The 16,879-nt window shown below is 63.7% G+C and carries 20 protein-coding genes; 8 read left to right on the top strand and 12 right to left on the bottom strand.

The annotated features are described in order from the left end of the window. Window positions 1–8: 8 nt before the first annotated feature. Window positions 9–152 (bottom strand): hypothetical protein, encoded by a 144-nt coding sequence (locus tag AC0L3E_RS21995; protein ID WP_127331916.1) that lies wholly within the window; start codon window positions 150–152, stop codon window positions 9–11. Between the two features lie 175 nt (window positions 153–327). Here AC0L3E_RS21995 and AC0L3E_RS21990 point away from each other — a divergent pair, with 175 nt between their 5' ends. After that, complete coding sequence (locus tag AC0L3E_RS21990) at window positions 328–1,299, top strand: helix-turn-helix transcriptional regulator (protein ID WP_128307094.1); 972 nt, start codon at window positions 328–330, stop codon at window positions 1,297–1,299. A gap of 72 nt (window positions 1,300–1,371) precedes the next feature. Here AC0L3E_RS21990 and AC0L3E_RS21985 read toward each other — a convergent pair whose 3' ends face one another. From AC0L3E_RS21985 to AC0L3E_RS21975, 3 genes are all read right to left on the bottom strand, one after another. After that, on the bottom strand, window positions 1,372–2,178 hold the full coding sequence (locus tag AC0L3E_RS21985) for a C40 family peptidase (RefSeq protein ID WP_128307093.1): 807 nt from the start codon (window positions 2,176–2,178) through the stop codon (window positions 1,372–1,374). An 80-nt stretch (window positions 2,179–2,258) separates the two neighbouring features. Continuing rightward, window positions 2,259–3,191 (bottom strand): CHAD domain-containing protein, encoded by a 933-nt coding sequence (locus AC0L3E_RS21980; RefSeq protein ID WP_127268426.1) that lies wholly within the window; start codon window positions 3,189–3,191, stop codon window positions 2,259–2,261. Then, entirely contained in the window at window positions 3,188–3,661 is a 474-nt protein-coding gene (locus AC0L3E_RS21975; protein WP_128307092.1) for a CYTH domain-containing protein, read from the bottom strand. The genes AC0L3E_RS21980 and AC0L3E_RS21975 overlap by 4 nt, the downstream gene beginning before the upstream one ends. 90 nt (window positions 3,662–3,751) lie before the next feature. On the opposite strand from AC0L3E_RS21975, the gene AC0L3E_RS21970 reads away from it, so the two are divergent. From AC0L3E_RS21970 to AC0L3E_RS21955, 4 genes are read left to right on the top strand one after another with little or no spacing between them, the layout of a single operon-like run. Then, on the top strand, window positions 3,752–4,438 hold the full coding sequence (locus tag AC0L3E_RS21970; RefSeq protein ID WP_127320690.1) for a CerR family C-terminal domain-containing protein: 687 nt from the start codon (window positions 3,752–3,754) through the stop codon (window positions 4,436–4,438). A gap of 13 nt (window positions 4,439–4,451) precedes the next feature. Next, window positions 4,452–5,405, top strand: a complete 954-nt coding sequence (locus AC0L3E_RS21965; protein ID WP_127320689.1) for an HlyD family secretion protein — start codon at window positions 4,452–4,454, stop codon at window positions 5,403–5,405. Beyond that, window positions 5,402–6,322 carry an ABC transporter ATP-binding protein gene (locus AC0L3E_RS21960; protein WP_128307091.1) on the top strand — a complete coding sequence of 307 codons (921 nt, stop codon included), beginning with the start codon at window positions 5,402–5,404 and terminating at the stop codon, window positions 6,320–6,322. The genes AC0L3E_RS21965 and AC0L3E_RS21960 overlap by 4 nt, the downstream gene beginning before the upstream one ends. Then, window positions 6,319–7,455 (top strand): ABC transporter permease, encoded by a 1,137-nt coding sequence (locus AC0L3E_RS21955; RefSeq protein WP_128307090.1) that lies wholly within the window; start codon window positions 6,319–6,321, stop codon window positions 7,453–7,455. The genes AC0L3E_RS21960 and AC0L3E_RS21955 overlap by 4 nt, the downstream gene beginning before the upstream one ends. Before the next feature lie 83 nt (window positions 7,456–7,538). Here the strand turns inward: AC0L3E_RS21955 and AC0L3E_RS21950 are convergent, their stop codons facing one another. The 3 genes from AC0L3E_RS21950 to AC0L3E_RS21940 all read right to left on the bottom strand — a co-directional run bounded on the left by AC0L3E_RS21950 (window position 7,539) and on the right by AC0L3E_RS21940 (window position 9,845). Beyond that, a complete protein-coding gene (locus tag AC0L3E_RS21950; protein WP_128307089.1) occupies window positions 7,539–8,138 on the bottom strand; it encodes a DNA-3-methyladenine glycosylase in 600 nt (199 codons plus the stop codon). A 97-nt stretch (window positions 8,139–8,235) separates the two neighbouring features. After that, window positions 8,236–9,213, bottom strand: a complete 978-nt coding sequence (locus AC0L3E_RS21945; RefSeq protein WP_473605600.1) for a threonine/serine dehydratase — start codon at window positions 9,211–9,213, stop codon at window positions 8,236–8,238. 308 nt (window positions 9,214–9,521) lie between these two features. After that, entirely contained in the window at window positions 9,522–9,845 is a 324-nt protein-coding gene (locus tag AC0L3E_RS21940) for a hypothetical protein (protein ID WP_023813492.1), read from the bottom strand. A 176-nt stretch (window positions 9,846–10,021) separates the two neighbouring features. Between AC0L3E_RS21940 and mbfA the strand changes: the two genes are divergently transcribed. Further along, complete coding sequence (mbfA, locus tag AC0L3E_RS21935) at window positions 10,022–11,005, top strand: iron exporter MbfA (RefSeq protein WP_127269751.1); 984 nt, start codon at window positions 10,022–10,024, stop codon at window positions 11,003–11,005. A gap of 165 nt (window positions 11,006–11,170) precedes the next feature. On the opposite strand, the gene AC0L3E_RS21930 is transcribed toward mbfA, so the two are convergent. From AC0L3E_RS21930 to AC0L3E_RS21920, 3 genes are all read right to left on the bottom strand, one after another. Beyond that, window positions 11,171–11,515, bottom strand: coding sequence for an antibiotic biosynthesis monooxygenase family protein (locus tag AC0L3E_RS21930; RefSeq protein WP_292457107.1), 345 nt, complete (start codon window positions 11,513–11,515; stop codon window positions 11,171–11,173). Further along, complete coding sequence (locus AC0L3E_RS21925; protein ID WP_013528650.1) at window positions 11,512–11,844, bottom strand: NIPSNAP family protein; 333 nt, start codon at window positions 11,842–11,844, stop codon at window positions 11,512–11,514. Before AC0L3E_RS21925 ends, AC0L3E_RS21930 begins: the two co-directional genes overlap by 4 nt. A 63-nt stretch (window positions 11,845–11,907) precedes the next feature. Continuing rightward, window positions 11,908–12,123, bottom strand: coding sequence for a DUF1127 domain-containing protein (locus AC0L3E_RS21920; RefSeq protein WP_473605599.1), 216 nt, complete (start codon window positions 12,121–12,123; stop codon window positions 11,908–11,910). 68 nt (window positions 12,124–12,191) lie between these two features. On the opposite strand from AC0L3E_RS21920, the gene AC0L3E_RS21915 reads away from it, so the two are divergent. Continuing rightward, window positions 12,192–12,866 (top strand): ArsR/SmtB family transcription factor, encoded by a 675-nt coding sequence (locus AC0L3E_RS21915; protein WP_127331372.1) that lies wholly within the window; start codon window positions 12,192–12,194, stop codon window positions 12,864–12,866. Between the two features lie 12 nt (window positions 12,867–12,878). On the opposite strand, the gene ligD is transcribed toward AC0L3E_RS21915, so the two are convergent. Further along, a complete protein-coding gene (gene ligD, locus AC0L3E_RS21910) occupies window positions 12,879–15,395 on the bottom strand; it encodes a DNA ligase D (protein ID WP_473605598.1) in 2,517 nt (838 codons plus the stop codon). A gap of 12 nt (window positions 15,396–15,407) precedes the next feature. Then, the gene (gene ku / locus AC0L3E_RS21905; protein ID WP_127268915.1) at window positions 15,408–16,277 is read right to left on the bottom strand and encodes a non-homologous end joining protein Ku; all 870 of its coding nucleotides are present in this window, start codon (window positions 16,275–16,277) and stop codon (window positions 15,408–15,410) included. A 374-nt stretch (window positions 16,278–16,651) separates the two neighbouring features. Here ku and AC0L3E_RS21900 point away from each other — a divergent pair, with 374 nt between their 5' ends. Next, window positions 16,652–16,792, top strand: coding sequence for a hypothetical protein (locus AC0L3E_RS21900; protein ID WP_013528645.1), 141 nt, complete (start codon window positions 16,652–16,654; stop codon window positions 16,790–16,792). Window positions 16,793–16,879: the final 87 nt, after the last annotated feature.

Genomic DNA, 16,879 nt, shown 5'->3' with positions numbered 1-16,879 from the left:
GCTCCTCATCATCGGGCAGCGCGCGGCGGCAGCTTGACCTCGCGGTGATCGGTCACCGTGTTGCCCAACGCGATCGACAGCAGATAGGCACGCGGATTGAAGCCCGCCGCAGCCAGTGCCGACAGCGTCTTGAACAGTTGCAAATGAAACATCGTGCCCCCTTGGATTGCCGCCAATACGGTTCCGGTTTCGGAATCGCGCCGCAAACTAGGGGCATCAAAGGGGGACAGCTTGGACAGAACGGCACTGAAAGCGGCCAAAACGGCCCGGTATTGACGTTTTGCAGGCCGCGGCGCATATGACCGCGCTCTTGGCATGGGGGTGTCGATGACTGCGACGATGGGGCCGTCAGCTTCGTTCAGGCTGGCGACGGAGATGTTTCCGGAGCAGGATCGCGTCGAGATTACGCGCGAGGTTTACGGCCGCACGGTTCTGAGGGTGGACCTCGATCCGCTTGCGCCGGCGCAGATCGACATGCGGGTGCGCGCGTTGCCGGGCCTCGGCATCGCCACCGGCAGCTCATCGGAATTCCGGGTGCATCGCACATCGTCGCTGATCGACAACGACGACTTCGTTCTTCTGGCGGCCCTCGATGGGGGCAGCGTGATGAAGCACCGCGGCCGCGAGGAGGCGGTCGGCAACGGCCAGGCGCTGATGATGAGCGGTGAAGAGGTTGGCCTCAACCTGATCGGCGCCGGCGGGTTCCGCTTCATCAATCTGAGTTTTTCGCGCAAGCAGCTTTCGCCTCTGATCGGCGATCCGGCAGCGGTCCTTATGCGGCCCTTGCCGACCCAAAGCGGGGCGATGCGGCTGTTGCTCGACTATATCAACTCGATCCAGGAGGTCGGAGACGAGTTGACTGCGGAGGCCTGTCACCTTGCGACGACGCATGTCTTCGACCTTGCCGCACTCGCCATGGGCGCGACCAGGGATGCGGCCCAGATCGCACGCGGCCGTGGCGTCAGCGTTGCCCGCTTGCGCGCCATCAAGGCCGATATCGTCGCGCATGGTGGCCATGTCGACCTGTCGGCGCGGGACGTCGCCGCCCGCCACGGACTGTCGGCCCGCTATGTCCGCAAGCTGTTCGAGAGCGATGGCACATCCTTGATTGATTTCATGATGAACCAGCGGCTGGCGCGTGCCCATCGCATGCTTGGCGATCCGCGCCATGCCGGACGCAGCATCACCGCGATCGCCTACGAGGCCGGCTTCAACGATCTTTCCTATTTCAACCGGGCGTTCCGCCGCCGTTATGATGCCACTCCCTCGGACGTGCGCGCTGCGGCTTGCAAGCACTGACGCCAAAGCGCCGGCTGCCGGGCGGCGCTCCCGTGCCGTGCCGTCCATGCTGTTGGACTCATTTGATCGCGTCTATTCGGCGGCCTTTGCCCCGGGATCGGCAACCTTGTCGTCCCAGACCATCTGCCGGTAGTCGAAACCATATTCCAGCGTCGGTTTGACGATGCGGAAATAGGGCGACAGGTCGAAATCGCGCGGCGTGTAGAGCGAGTGGTGGCGGATGTGCAGGATTTCCTTGCGCGAATAGTTCGACTGCGCGGAGGCTCGGCCGGGCGCACGGGTGATTTCGGGCAGGATCGGATAGCGGATCTGGCCATAGGCCTCGGCGATCAGCGTCGAGCAGATCGCCCGTGTCGGATCGCCGGAGCCGAAGGCCAGCATGCGGCGGCGCCAGCGCACCGGCACCGGCGGTGTGGGCAAGAAAAAACGCAGCATGTCGAAAATGTTCTTGAGGTCGTATTTCAGGCCGAGCCTGCCGATCATGAAGGCGACGACCTTGTCGCGATCCTCCGGCGCCAGCCCGCTCGCCCGGCAGATGCGGGTGTTGTAGGTGCGGTAGCGCGACAATGGCACGGCGACGCAGCCTTCGCCGATCGTGACCTCGATCAGGCGCGGCCGCTCCGAGCCGTCTTCCGGCGCGGGCAAGGCATCGCCGACATAGAAGGCCGCATGCGACCAGGTCGACTGGGTCAGGTACTTGATCGCCGCCGAGATCTTCTGATTGCCCTCGATCAGCAGGATGTCGCCCGGCTCAAGCGTGCGGCGCAGCGTCTCGGCATCGGAAGGAGTGTAGGGCTCGTAGCCGGACGATTCTTCCTGCAGCCGGCCGGCAAGCCAGCGGCCAAGTCGATCCAGAAGCGTGTCGCCGGGCTCGGTCATGCCCCATGCCGATTAGCATGGGCGGGTAATGAGGGCTAGCGCACGCCTTCCTCCCCGTCCGGAGCGCGAGGAAGAGCGCCCTACGATGCCGCGGCCTCTTCCGGCGGCGCAGCCAGATCGTCGCGCGCCTTGCGGGCCAGTTTGCGTGTCGAGCGTTTGGGATTGTCGCCGAACAGCTCGGCCGCTTCGGCCAGGCAGCTCTTCTTCAGCTGCTTCTCCGACCGTTTCAACAGCTTGCCCAGAAGTTTCGTGTCCTCGGGCAGCCCGAGTGGCTGGTCGTCGGCCTCGAGCAGCGCGCGCATCACCAGCACATCGTGCAGATCGCCCAGCCGCTCGCCCAGTTCGTCGACCGCCTTGCGCCGGGCCTTGATCGGTGTCGGCCACAGCCTGCCGAGCAGCGACAGATGCATGCCGTGGGTCTTGGCCGCCTTGCGCAAATCGTGGAAATCATCGGCCGCGCCCCGCGATCTGGCCTTGTCGAGCGCCTTCCTGGCACGGCGCAGCGTGACGCGGGCACCTTCGGCAAGCACGTCGGCCGCCTGTTCCGGCTGGTCGGGCAAGGCCAACGCTTCGACGCGTTTGAGGCCATCCTCGCAAGCGGCGGTCGCCGCGCCGATCGCCGCCTCGAGCCCGCTGCCTTCGTGCAGTTCATGCTGGCGCGCGATCAGCCTGTCGCGCGCAGCAGTAAGCCCATCGTCGGCGCTCTCCTTGGGAAAGCTCGCCGCCAGCCGGTCGATGGTCTCGATCAGCGCAGTCGCCTCGCGCGGACCGGCAAGCAGGCCGGCCACGTTGCGATAGCACTGGTTCTCGGTCTCACAGAACGTTTCGTCACCGGAACGAACAAGCCGCAGCAGGGCGCGGGCGCTCTTCAGTCGCTTGCGGCACTTGTGCAGCGCCTGTTCCGGCCGGCTCCGTGCGGCGTCAAGGTGATGCAGCGCCTTGCCGATTTCCTCGGCAAGGATACGCCTGACCTCGCCGGTCAGCGGCAGGCGCGGATCGATACGAAAGCTCATGCGGCGATCTCCGGTATCCCCCCAAGGGCGAGCGACGCGTTGTAGAATTTTGACTCGCCGGTGACTTCGCGGCCGAGCCAATCAGGCAGCATTTCGTCCGGCACGTCCTCCGGCGTCTCAAGTTCGGCGATCACAAGTCCCGCAAGCGGACCGCCGAAGACATCGATTTCGTAGAGATGGCCACGGTGCCTAACATGGTGACGTGTCTTCTCGATGACACGTCCGATGGCGAAGTCCAGCATCTCCACCGCCTCCGAGAGCGGGATCGAGTATTCGAATTCGTCGCGTTCGCGCGCCTTGCTGCCGAATTTGAGTGTCAGCTTGGCGGAACCGCCATCGCTGATGCGGATGCGCACCGTGCGCCCGGGGCCGGCAGCGAGATAGAACTGGAGAATGCGGATATTGGCCTCGGCCAGTTCCCGCCATGCGGTGCTGGTGACCAGGAATTTTCGTTCGACTTCCTTGCCCATGGCCGGGCACTAAAGCGTTTGCCGCCGTCGATGGCAAGATAATGACGAACAGAAGTTGACTTTAATCAATCGATTGATTAAACTGCGCTCATGGTCAAACTGCCTGAGCCCAAAATTCTTCGCCGCGAGCCCGCCGAGATGACGCGCGCGGCCCTTGTCCAAGCGGCGCTGAAGCTGTTCGGAAGGCAGGGCTTCGATGGCACCTCGACGCGCGAGATCGCCGCCGAGGCGCGAGCCAATATAGGCTCGATCGCCTATCATTTCGGCGGCAAGGAGGGTCTTCGCGCCGCTGCCGCCGACTTTATCGTCGAGACCATCCAGGGTGTAGCCGGCCAGGCGCTCGGCAATGTACAGGCGCCTGCGCCGGGACCAGCCAATCCGGAGGCGGCGCAAGCGCTGCTCTTCGCGGCGCTGGAGCGGATGGTCGGCTTTGTCGTGGCCAGCCCGCAGGCCGGCGAGATCGTGCAGTTCGTGTTGCGTGAGCTTTCGCATCCGACGGCAGCCCTCGACCGCATCTATGACGGCGTCTTCGAGCCGACGCATCGCCGGCTGTGCCAGCTCTGGGAACAGGCGACCGGCGAGCCCGCCGAAAGCGAGGCCACAAGGCTCACCGTGTTCACGCTGATTGGCCAGGTCATCTATTTCCGCATCGGCCGCGAGGCGGTGATGCGCCGCATGGGCTGGAAAGACATCGGCGCCGCCGAGGCGGCCAAGGTGGTGGCGGTCACATCGGGTAATCTCAAGGCCATATTGGCTTCCAAAAAGAGCAAAGCATGAAGGGGCAAAGACCATGAGCTTTCTTTGTTCGCTGCCGCTCGCCGCGCAGCTCTTCTCGGCCTGTGCCCCGGCTGCCCCGCTGGCCGTCGGCTATGTCGAAGGCGACTACGTGCTTCTGGCGCCGATCGAGGTGGCGCAGGTCGAGACCGTGACCGTCAAGCGCGGCGATCGTGTCACGCCCGGCACCACCGTTGTGACGCTGGAAAGCGCCGATGCAAAGATCGCGGTGGCGCAGGCGCAGGCCGGCCTTGCCCAGGCGCAGGCGCAGTTGGCCGATCTGCAGATCGGCAAGCGGCCGGAAGAGATCGCCGTGCTGAAGGCCGAGGTCGACATGGCCAGCGCCCAGGCCGCCGACGCCAAGCGCAAATACGACCGCGCCGCCGATCTGTTCAAGCGCGGCGCCGGCACGCAAGCCGATTTCGACACCGCGTCGGCCACGCTGGAAACGGCCAATGCGCAGGTCGGCCAGGCCAATGCCAATCTCGCCGTCGGCGGCCTGCCTGCACGGGCCGAAACGATCAAGGCCGCCGACAATCAGGTCAAGCAGGCGCAGGCCGCGTTGGAGCAGGCGCAGTGGCGGCTATCGAAGCGGGTGCTGGCAGCGCCTTCGCCGGGCCGCGTCAACGATGTCATCCGCAATCCGGGCGACACATCAGGTCCGACCGCGCCGGTGATTTCGATCCTGCCCGATGGCGCGGTGAAGCTCAGCGTCTACATCCCGGAGAGCGCCTTCTCCTCGGTCAAGGTCGGCACCTTGCTCGGCGTCCATTGCGACGGCTGCGGCCCGGATGTGAAGGCGCGCGTCAGCTACGTGTCGCCCGATCCTGAGTTCACGCCGCCGGTGATCTATTCGTTGGAGAACCGGCAGAAGCTGGTCTACCTGGTCGAGGCGCGGCCGGAGGGCGATGCCGGGCCGCTGCAGCCCGGCCAGATCGTCGATGTTGATCTCGCGGACAGCGCAAGATGAACGCCATCGACGTCCACGGCCTGGTCAAGCGATTTGGCGACAAGACCGTCGTCGACCATGTGACGATGTCGGTCGCCGAGGGCGAGATCGTCGGCTTTCTCGGCCCCAACGGTTCGGGCAAGACCACCACCATCCGGATCATGTGCGGCCTGCTGACGCCGGACGAAGGCGAAGGCACGGTGCTCGGCTTCAACATCCGCACCGACAGCCTGCGCATCAAGCGTGAAGTCGGCTACATGACGCAGAAATTCTCGTTCTACGAGGATCTGACGATCGGCGAGAATCTCGAATTCGTGGCGCGGCTCTACCGGCTGAAGCCGGTTGAAGAGCATGTCGCGAGCACGTTGGAGGACCTCGGCCTGACGTCGCGCCGCAACCAGCTGGCCGGCACCTTGTCGGGCGGCTGGAAGCAGCGGCTGGCGCTGGCCGCCTGCATCATGCACAAGCCGAAATTGCTGCTGCTCGATGAGCCTACGGCCGGTGTCGATCCGAAGGCGCGGCGCGAGTTCTGGGACGAGATCCATCGCCTGGCCAGCGGCGGGCTGACCGTACTGGTCTCCACCCACTACATGGACGAAGCCGAGCGCTGCCACCGCATCAGCTACATCTCCTACGGCAAGATGCTGGCCACCGGCACCGTCGCCGAGGTGGTCAGGAATGCCGGGCTCACCACCTTCGTCCTGCAGGGCCCGCGGCTCGATCAGGTCGCCGAAGCGCTCCAGGGCCGCTCCGGCGTCGACCAGGTGGCGCCTTTCGGCGCGACGCTGCATGTCGTCGGCTCCGACAAAAAGAAGCTCGAAGCCGCACTCGCCGACGTCGAGAAAGAGCACAAGGGCGTGAAAGTTTCGCCCGGCGAAACCAGCCTCGAGGACGTCTTCATCCAGTTCATGTCCGGCTCGAAGGACAACATGGCATGAACAGCGTCTTTTCCTTCGCCCGGCTTGGCGCCCTGCTGGTCAAGGAATTCATCCAGATGCGGCGCGACCGCATCACCTTCGCCATGATGCTCGGCGTGCCGCTGATACAGCTGGTGCTTTTCGGCTACGCCATCAACAACGACCCGAAAAGCCTGCCGGCAGCACTCGTGGCGACGAGCAACGATCCCTACACGCGTGCCATTGTCGCGGCGCTGCAGACCACCGGCTACTATCGTTTCGACCATGTCGCACAAAGTGCCGCCGAGGCCGAGTTCCTGATATCGCGCGGCGACGTCGCCTTCGTCGTCACCATCCCCGCCGATTTCGCCAGGAGGGTGGAGAGCGGCAGCAACCCGCAGATACTCATCGAGGCGGACGCCACCGACCCGGCGGTGGCCAGTGGCGCCATCTCGACGCTCGGCACAGTCGCCAGCCAGGCGCTGCTGAGGGCGCAAGGCACGCAGGAAGCCGCCGCCGAGGCCGCCAAGGGTCGGCTCGATGTCGTCGTACACCGGCGCTACAATCCCGAAGGCATCTCGCAATACAACATCGTGCCCGGCCTGCTCGGCGTCATCCTGCAGATGACCATGGTGATGATGACCTCGATCGCGCTGACCCGCGAGACCGAGCGCGGCACGATGGAGAACCTGCTGGCGATGCCGTCCAGCCCGCTCGAGATCATGATGGGCAAGGTGCTGCCCTATCTGGCGGTCGGCGGCGTGCAGGTGGTGGTGGTGCTGGCGGCGGCGAAGCTGCTGTTCGCAATCCCCTTCACCGGATCGATGTCTCTGCTGTTGACCGCCGTGCTGATCTTCGTGCTGGCGCTGGTGCTGCTCGGCTATACGATTTCGACCATCGCCCGCACGCAAATGCAGGCGCTTCAGCTCACCTTCTTCTTCTTCCTGCCGTCGATCATGCTGTCGGGTTTCATGTTCCCCTATCGCGGCATGCCGGACTGGGCGCAAATCTTCGGCGAGATCTTCCCGCTGACTCATTTCCTGCGCATCACCCGCGCGGTGATGCTGAAGGGCGCGGAACTGCCGGCAGTGTCAACGGAGATCGGCTGGCTGGTGGTGTTCGTGGTCTTGTTTGCCGGCGTGGCACTGGTGCGGTTCAGGCGGACGCTGGATTAGATGCCGCACGACCTCCAGTCTTGGCACCAGCCTTTGCGGAAGGGAGAAATGCTTTCGCCAATCTCCATGGTTTGTAACTGCCACTAACCGTTGAGCGATTTCGGGCCGCTGACGAAGGCGCTCCCCTTGACGTAAAACCGCAGCGGGCGATCGGCATCCTTTGTAATGCCGATCCGGACGCCTTGGGCGATGTCGCCGGCTTGATGCTCGTCGGTTGCCAGCCATAGCGGGCCTTTGCGGCAAAGATCGAGCCCGTCGAGGGAACGATCGATCCGCAACGCTTGGGCCAGCCTTCCCGGTCCTCGCGCCAGGTCGCGCAAGCGGTCGATGCCGCGATTGAGCCGCATGAGCGCAATGCCTTCGAGCGGCTCGAGCGCCCTGATGAGCACGCCGGTTCCGACCCCTGCCATCTCGCCCGAAACGTTGAGCATGTAGGAGATGCCGTAGGCGAGATAGACATAGGCGTGCCCGGGTTCGAGAAACAGCGAACGGTTGCGCGGGGTCATCCCCCGGTAACCGTGTCCGGCGGCGTCACCGGTCACATAGGCCTCGGTCTCGACGATGCGGCCGCTGGCGATGCCTTCAGGCAGCTCGCGCACCACGAGTTTGCCAACGAGGTAGTGGGCAAGGGATGCCGTATCGTCGGGCAGCTCGGAACGCGTGAGCGGGCGGTAGATGACCATGCTCAGCGCGGCGACGATTTGGCGGCGGGCGAGGAGTGATCCAAGGCGGAGCCTGTCGCCAGATACTCCATATCAGATACCCTTGGACATCGCCGTCTCAAGCAGCCGCCATGATCCCGGCATAAGTGCCGAAATCGACATTGCCGCCGGACAGCACCACGGCAATGCATTTGCCGGACAGCTCGATCTCGCCCGATGACAGTGCCGCCAGCGCCACACAGCCGCCGGGCTCGACCACCAGCTTGAGATAGGCCATGGCGTCGCGCATCGCCTGCGCCGCCGCCTGGTCCGAGACGGCGATGCCACCGGTGAGATTCCTGCGGTTGATCTCGAAGGTGATCACGCCAGGCTCGGCGGTCAGCAGCGCGTCGCAGATCGAACTATGGCCGGGCTCGTTCGAAACCCTTGCACCGGCGGCCAGCGACCGGCGGGTGTCGTCGAAATGCTCGGGCTCCACGGCCCAGACCGCGGTGTCAGGCGAGGCATCCTTGACGGCAACGGAGATGCCACTCGACAAGCCGCCGCCGCCGCAGGGGACGATCACCGCGTCGAGGTCGACGCCAAGCGCTTTTGCCTGGCGCATCAATTCGAGGCCGATCGTGCCCTGGCCGGCAATGATGGCCGGATCGTCGAAAGGCGGCACCAGCACCATGCCTCTTTCCATGTAAGGACGGATCACGGTCATGCGGTCGTCGCGAAAGCGGTCGAACGGGACCACCTCCGCGCCCATCTTGCGCACATTGGCAATTTTCATCGCCGGCGCGTCTGAAGGCATGGCGATCACCGCCTTGACGCCGAACATCGCGGCCGAGGCGGCGACGCCCTGCGCATGATTGCCCGATGAGAAAGCGACGACGCCTCGGCTGCGCTCCTCCGCGCTGAGCGACGACAGCTTGTTGTAGGCGCCGCGGAACTTGAACGAGCCGGTACGCTGCAGCGTCTCCGGCTTGAACAGGATGCGGCCCCCGAAGCGTCTGTTCAGCTCCTGCGATTCGATCAAGGGGGTTTCGATGATCAAGCCGGAGAGACGCGCGGCGGCGGCGTGGATGTCGGCGATGCCGGGAAGGGTGGTCATGGTGGGTCCTGTGGGAAGATGTTGCCCTTCATGATGCCCGCAAAGGGAGGTGGCGCACCATGGGAAAAATGTGACCGTTACAAAGTTTAGCGAGTCATGATCGGCGTTTGCGCCGCCCCTCATCTGGCTGCCGCCATCTTCTCCCCGTAAACGGGGAGAAGGACGCTGTCGCCTTTGGTTTCGCCAATCTTCAGCGTTGCAAGGGGGTGCGGCGCTTCCCGCCAGCTTCTTTCTCCCTGTTTACGGGGAGAAATGCCCGGCAGGGCAATGAGGGGCAGCGCCGAGATCGGCAAATTGGCCACCCAATTCTAGCCAAGCAAAGTCCTCTGCCTCTTGCCCCCACCCAGCTTGCGCCAGTTGTTGAAACGGTGGCTGGCGGCGGCAAAGGATATCTTCATCTGCTGGGCGACCGAGTAGCGCGACTTGCCCTCGTCGAACATGCGGTAGCAGCACTCGACGCCCTCCTCCGTCAGTTTGCCGTCCGGCGCCTTGTTGTGCGGGTTGGCGGGGTCGAATTTCTCGACCTGCTGCTCGACCAGGCCCTTCAGGCGCTGCAGGTCGGCCTCGATGCTGGCGATGAGATCGAGAACGGGCTTGGGATCATAGGGGTGCGGAGGCTGTTTTGCCGTCATCTGCCGGTTCCTTGTTCTTGGCTTGAGTCCAGCAATATAGGTGAACATTCACTGATAATGAAGAGTCACCGCGGGCGTGGGGCTTCAACAATTCTTGACCGCGACCCAAGCGCGCAATTGACCGAAGGTGTTCAAAACCCTAGTTTAGAACTATTCTAAACTAGGGTGAATTCCTCATGCTTTCCCGTGTTTTCGGCTTCGGCCGCCGCCCCTTCGAATCGCTCTCCGAACAGGAGATCCTGGCGCTGGCCATTTCCTCCGAGGAGGATGACGGTCGCATTTACCGGGCCTATGCCGACGGGCTGACGGAAAACTTCCCGCAATCGGCAAAAGTGTTCGAGGAGATGGCCGAGGAAGAGGATGGCCATCGCGATGCGTTGATCGAGCTTTTCCGCAAGCGGTTCGGCGAGCGCATACCGCTGATCCGGCGCGAACATGTGAAGGGTTATTACGAGCGCAAGCCCGACTGGCTGGTCCGGCCGCTCGGCATCGAGCACGTGCGCAGCCATGCCGAGGCGATGGAGCGGCAAGCCTACCTTTTCTATGTCGAGGCGGCCAAGCGCACGGCAGATGCTTCGACGCGAAAACTGCTCGACGATCTGGCGGTGGCCGAACTGGGCCATGAGACCCTGGCGCAGCGGCTGGAACAGAAACATGTGCCGGGCGCCGTCAAGGCCGAGGAGGCCAGCGCCGAGCAGCGCCAGTTCATCCTCACCTATGTGCAACCAGGGCTGGCCGGGCTGATGGACGGGTCGGTGTCCACTCTGGCGCCGATCTTTGCCGCTGCCTTTGCCACGCACGACACCTGGCAGACGCTGCTGGTCGGGCTTGCCGCCTCGATCGGCGCCGGCATTTCGATGGGCTTCACCGAAGTCGCTTCCGACGACGGCAAGCTGTCGGGCCGCGGCTCGCCGATCAAGCGCGGTCTGACCGTCGGCATCATGACGACGCTGGGCGGTCTCGGACACGCGCTCCCCTATGTCATTCCGCATTTCTGGACGGCCACCGGGGTTGCCGCGGTGGTGGTGTTCTTCGAATTGTGGGCGATCGCCTTTGTCCAGAACCGCTACATGCAGACGCCTTTCCTGCGTGCCGCCTTCCAGGTGGTGCTGGGTGGCGCCCTGGTGTTCGCGGCCGGCGTGCTGATCGGGAATGCATAGTTTTTTCCCTTCCCCCCTTGTGGGGGAAGGTGGATCGGCGCGCAGCGCCGAGACGGATGAGGGGTGTTCCAGCGGAGTGAGACGTTGGCGTTCCCTGGAACACCCCTCATCCGTCGCCTGCGGCGACACCTTCTCCCACAGGGGGAGAAGGAAGAAACTTGCCACTCACCCATTCACCGCCCGGCTATCCCTAGGCGCCTCGTCCCTCTCCGTCAGCCCATAATCCCTCACCACATGGGCGATGCGCAATCGGTAGCCGGCAAAGATACCGCCACGGCCGGCCTTCTGCGCCTGCCGGTGTTCCTCGGTGTTGCGCCAGGCCTTCACGGCTTCCTCGTCGCGCCAGAATGACAGCGACAGGATGCGGTTCGGATCGGCCAGGCTCTGGAAACGCTCGATGGAAAGAAAGCCGTCGATGCCGTCGAGCAGTGGACGCAGGTCCGCGGCGATGCTCAGATAGGCGTCGCGCCGGCCTTCCGCCGGCTCGACCTCGAAGATCACGGCAATCACGGCAGCACCAGTTTCGCGTGCGGGCCTGAGGCCAGTTTCAGGAACATGCGATCCTCCTTCAGGATGAATCTCTCGCGCTTGGCGAATTCGTAGTTTGCCTTGCCGGCGGGATCGGCGGCAAGCCGGGCGCGATAGGCTTCGTAGGCCGCCAGGCTCTCGATGTTGTAGGCGGCATACGCGGTCGTCGCCGAGCCCTCATGCGGCGCGTAGTAACCGATCAGATCGGCGCCGCAGCGTGGAATGGCCTGGCCCCAATTGCGCGCATACTCCTCAAAGGCCGCCTTGCCGAACGGGTCGATCTCGTAGCGGATGAAGCAGGTGATGGTCATTGTGGTCTCCTTGGGGTGCGTCGATAGTTCGAGCGGCATCGAAACGTTGTGTCGTCTGGTCTGCTAGGGCTGCCAGAAGGACTTCGCGCATTCGCGGCGCACGTCTTGCCGCGTTAGCCCAAAATCGCGCAGCTGATGATCATCGATCTCGGCAAGGTCCAGACGCTGCAAATGGCGGTCATACCAGCGGGCCAGCAGCCGCGAACGCAGCCAGCTGACGAACGGGAAGAATTGACGGCTGGGGAGCGGGGCTGAGGGGAAAGCGGTTCGTTCGGCCATCGTCGTCTCCTTGATCTCACCTGAGAATAGTGATTATCTGACAAGAACGCTTCGATGAGGAACGAACTATGCGTGAAGGACCCGACATCGCCCGCATCGCCAGCCTGGTCGGCGACCCGGCACGGGCAAACATGCTGAATGCCCTGATGGGCGGCACGGCGCTGACGGCGAGCGAACTGGCGCTCGAGGCCGGCGTTTCGCTGCCGACCGCCAGCTCGCACCTGGGCAAACTGATGGAAGGCGGGCTGCTCACGGTGGCGAGCCAGGGCCGGCATCGCTATTACGGCCTCGCCGGACCGCAGGTGGCGGGCATGATCGAAGCCATCACAGGCGTCGCGGAAGCCGTCGGTCCAAAGCGTGTGCGCCCGGGTCCGCGCGATGGCGCCATGCGCGTGGCGCGCGTCTGCTACGATCACCTCGCCGGCGAGCAGGCGGTGGCGATGCTCGATCGGCTCGTCGCCAAGAACGTATTGGTCCGCGACGAACAGGAGATCAGGCTCGGGCCATCGGCGGCTTCGCATTTCGCGGCGATAGGCATCGACGTTTATACCAAGCCGCGCCGGCCGGTGTGCCGCGCCTGCCTCGACTGGAGCGTGCGCCGTTCGCACCTCGCCGGCACGCTGGGCGCCGCCATCCTCGAGAAGATCCTGGCCGAGAAATGGGCGCGCCGCGAGAAGGACAGCCGCGCGGTGATCTTCTCGCCGCCGGGTAGACAGGCGTTTGAGAGGGTGTTTCTGTCTTGAACGGGCGAAGCGTTAACCCCGCCTCAGAGCCTTGCCCTGCTTAAAGAAATCCGACCACGGATCGGCTTTCGCCAGCTGTTTCAGCGTAGTCTTGCCGCCGATCGGGAAAGCGTTCGGCGCCAAGCCGGCCTCGATCTCTGGCCAGGTCACCGGCATCGACACGGTGGCGCCCTTCTTGGCGCGTGACGAATAGGGCGCGACCGTCGTCGAGCCCCTGCCATTGCGCAGATAGTCGACGAAGATCTTTCCCGTGCGTGCTTTTTTCGACAGCGTCGCCGTGTAGCGGTCGGGAGCACCCTGCTCCAGCGCACGGGCAAAATCATGGGCGAAGGTTTTGACCTCCTCCCAATCCGCCGCTGGTCTCAGCGGCACCATGACGTGAAAACCCTTGCCGCCCGAAGTCTTGACGAAATTCGGCAGCGACAGCTCGTCGAGCTTGCCCCTGATATCGAGTGCCGCCTCGCGGACCGCTTTCACGTCGACACCTTCATCGGGATCGAGATCGAAGATGATCTGGTCGGGCTTTTCGATCTCGTCGATCGTGCACCCCCAAATGTGGATCTCGACCACGCCATACTGGACCAGTGCGGCGACACCATCGAAATCCCGGATGTACAAGATCTCCTCGCCGTCAGTCGGATCCTTCATGCGCGCGATCTTGTCGCTCATACCGGCCGAGGCATGTTTCTGGAAGAAACGCTGGCCACCGACACCGTCCGGCGCCCGCACCAGGCTGAGCGGCCGGTTGACGACAAACTGTTCCATGCGCGGCCAAACCTGCGCGTAATGGTCGAGCAGGCCCTGCTTGGATATGTTTTCGTCCGGCCACAGCAGCTTGTCGGGATGCGAGAGTTTTACCGTGGTCGTCATCGATCCGGCGGCTTTGCCACCCGATGCCGGCTTGGCCGTGCTCTTGCCTGTCGATGGCTTGCCTGTCGACGCTTTGGGCTTTTCCTGCACGACTTCCTCCGCCGGCTTGTCCTCGCGCAATCCCTGGAACGAGGCGTGGCGTATTATACGGTCCGAGGTCCAGCTGCGAAACTCCACTTCGGCGACAAGTTCGGGCTTGACCCAGACCAGACCCTTGCCCTTCGGCACCGCGGTGGAGAAGGGCGATGTTTTTGCCGTCAATGCATCGAGTTTTGCCTTCAGCTCATTGGCGCCCTTGCCGGAGAAACCAGTGCCGACGCGCCCGGCATAATGCAGCTTGCCGCCCTCGTGGAAGCCGACCAGGATCGAGCGCAGGCCGCGCCCGGTCTTGTCCGACGGCAGATAGCCGCCGATGACGAATTCCTGCCGCGCCGTGCATTTCGATTTCACCCAGGTCGGGCCGCGGCCGCTGCGATAGGGTGCATCGGCACGCTTGGAGACGACGCCTTCCAGGCCCATACGGCAGGCATGCTCCAGCATGATCTTGCCGGGTTCGGAAAAGTGGTCGCTGAAGCGGACCGCCGGATTGTCGGACTGCTTGCCGAGCAAATCCTGCAAGGCCTGCTTGCGCTCGACCAGCGGCTCGCGCCGCAAATCCCTTCCATCGAGGCGCATCAGATCGAATACGTAATAGATGAAGCGATTCGTCCGCTTCGCCGACAGATCCTGCTGCAACAGCGCGAAAGACGAGACGCCGCTGTCGGCCAGCACGACCACCTCGCCATCGATGATGGCGTCGCTGCACTTCAGCCCGGCCAGCTCCGCGACGATCTCTCCTCCGAATTTCTTCGTCCAGTCGAGGCCGGTGCGGGTCAGCAGCCGCACGTCGGTGCCGGCTATCTGTGCCTGCATGCGATAGCCGTCGAACTTCACCTCATGCAGCCAGTCCTTGCCCGGCGGCGCATCGCGCTCCAGCGTGGCCAGCTGCGGCTCGATGAAGTCGAGTTTCTTGCCCGCGGCCTTCGTCTTGCCGGCGGCCGGCTTGTTGGAATGCCAGACCTTCGGCTTCTCACCCTTCGCGGTCTTGCCCTCGCCGACCTCCTCGATCGTCAGGCCCGACTTCACCGATTCCGGCGCCTCCTTGAGGATGTCCTCGCCAGGACGCGCGGCGGCATCGTCCGACTTGATCAGCAGCCAGTTGTCGCGTTTTTCACCCGCACGCGGCTTCAGTCGCACCAGATGCCATGCCCCATGCAGCTTGTGTCCCCTGAGCTCGAAGCTGATATGGCCCTTCTTCATCGCCTTGGCCGGGTCGATCTCGGGGGTCCAGGTGCCCTCGTCCCAGACGATGACCGAACCGCCGCCATATTCGCCCTTGGGAATGGTGCCCTCGAACGGCGCATAGTCGATCGGGTGATCCTCGACATGCACGGCCAGTCGCTTCTCATGCGGATCAAGGCTCGGGCCGCGCGTCACCGCCCAGCTCCACAGCACGCCGTCATGCTCGAGCCGCAGGTCGTAATGCAGCCGCGTCGCGGCATGCTTGTGGATAACGAAGATGCCGCCCGCGCCGCCCTGCTTGGTCCGGGCGACCTTGCCGGCCGGTTCGGCGGTTTTCTTGAAATCGCGCTTGGAGTGATATTGTTCGAGGCTGGCCATCCGTTGGGTTCCTCAGGCCGATTTGCGTTTGGGCGCGCTGGCTTTCGGCTTGGCGCGTTTGGCCGCCGGCTTGGCTTTCGCCGACGAAGACCTTTTCGATGATCCGGAATCTGACAGGCTCTTCTTCAGCGCGTCGAACAGATTGACGACATTGGAAGGCTTGGGCGCCGCCTTGGCCTTCGGCGCCTTGTGGCCAGCCTTCTTGGCGCGGATCAGCTCCAGCAGCGCGTCCTCGTATTTGTCGTCGAATTTCGAGGGATCGAACTTCGTCTTCTTCTTGTCGATGATCAACTCGGCGAGGTCGGTCATCTCCTGATCGGTCTTCACCGACTCGATGTCGCCGAAGACGGTGTCCTGCTGGCGCACCGTGTTGTCGTAGCGCAGCGTCGTCAGCACCATGCCTTTGCCGAGCGGCTCGATAACCACCGGCCGTTCGCGTCGGTAGAGCACGATACGCGCCAACCCGGCCATCTTCTTGCCCGCCATCGCGTCGCGAATGACGGCGAACGCTTCTTCCGACACCTTGTCGGCCGGGGCGACATAATAGGGCGTATCGAGATAGATCTGCTGGATCGAAGCTTTGTCGACGAAACCGTCGAGCGCCATCGTGTGCGAGGATTCGATCTGCACCGCCTCGATCTCGTCTTCCTCGATATGGATGAAATCGCCATCGTCGAGTTCATAGCCCTTGATCTCGTCATCCTCCCCCAGAGGCTTGCCGGTTTCGGCATCGACATAGAGGCGCTTCACCGTGTTGCCGGTCTTGCGGTTGAGAATCCGAAACGAGACCCGCTCCGTGTGGGTGACGACATTGGTGAGTTCGACGGCACAGGTGACCAGCGAAAGCTTTAAATAGCCTCTCCAGGCCGGACGCGGCGCCATGATATCTCCCTTCCACAACCAGATGAAGGTGAGAACGGACAGACCGCGCTCCAGTTCCGCGCTCACGGACCGATCTGGATGCCAAGGGCGCGCCCGAGGCCTTATGGCCGCCAGCACCTGAATTTCGCGGGCGCGGCAAAAGTTGAAACAGAACCGCGCGCGACATTCAAACGAAACATATGTGATGCAAAAGTCACATTGGCCGGAATGCCGGCCAACTGCACGGAAAGACCCCGAATCAGCCGCAATCCAGCCACGAAGCGAGGCATTTTCGACCAGATATTAACATCACGTTCACCGACTATTCACGCCTCGACGCTATGATGACCGCAATTCGGAAGGGACATCCGAAAATCGGGACAGGGACAAGGGTAATGAACTTCCTCGCGCACCTCATCGGCTATGCCGCCGCCATCCGCGAATTCGTCGCGCCGACCTATCGGCCCGAGCGCTATTACATGCGCGGCCCCGGCCCTGCTTGCGCCCGTCGCGGCAACTCGCTGGGCGCGCACTGATCATGGCTTTCGAAAATCGCCACAACAGCAGGATCTGCAGGCCGGCCGCCTCTACCCGCGCCACCACCTATCGCGCCGAGCGTCCCG

It is taken from the genome of Mesorhizobium sp. WSM4822 (assembly GCF_055811155.1).
The sequence above is the reverse complement of the archived record's forward strand: the minus strand, read 5'-3'. Positions and strand labels throughout refer to the sequence as shown.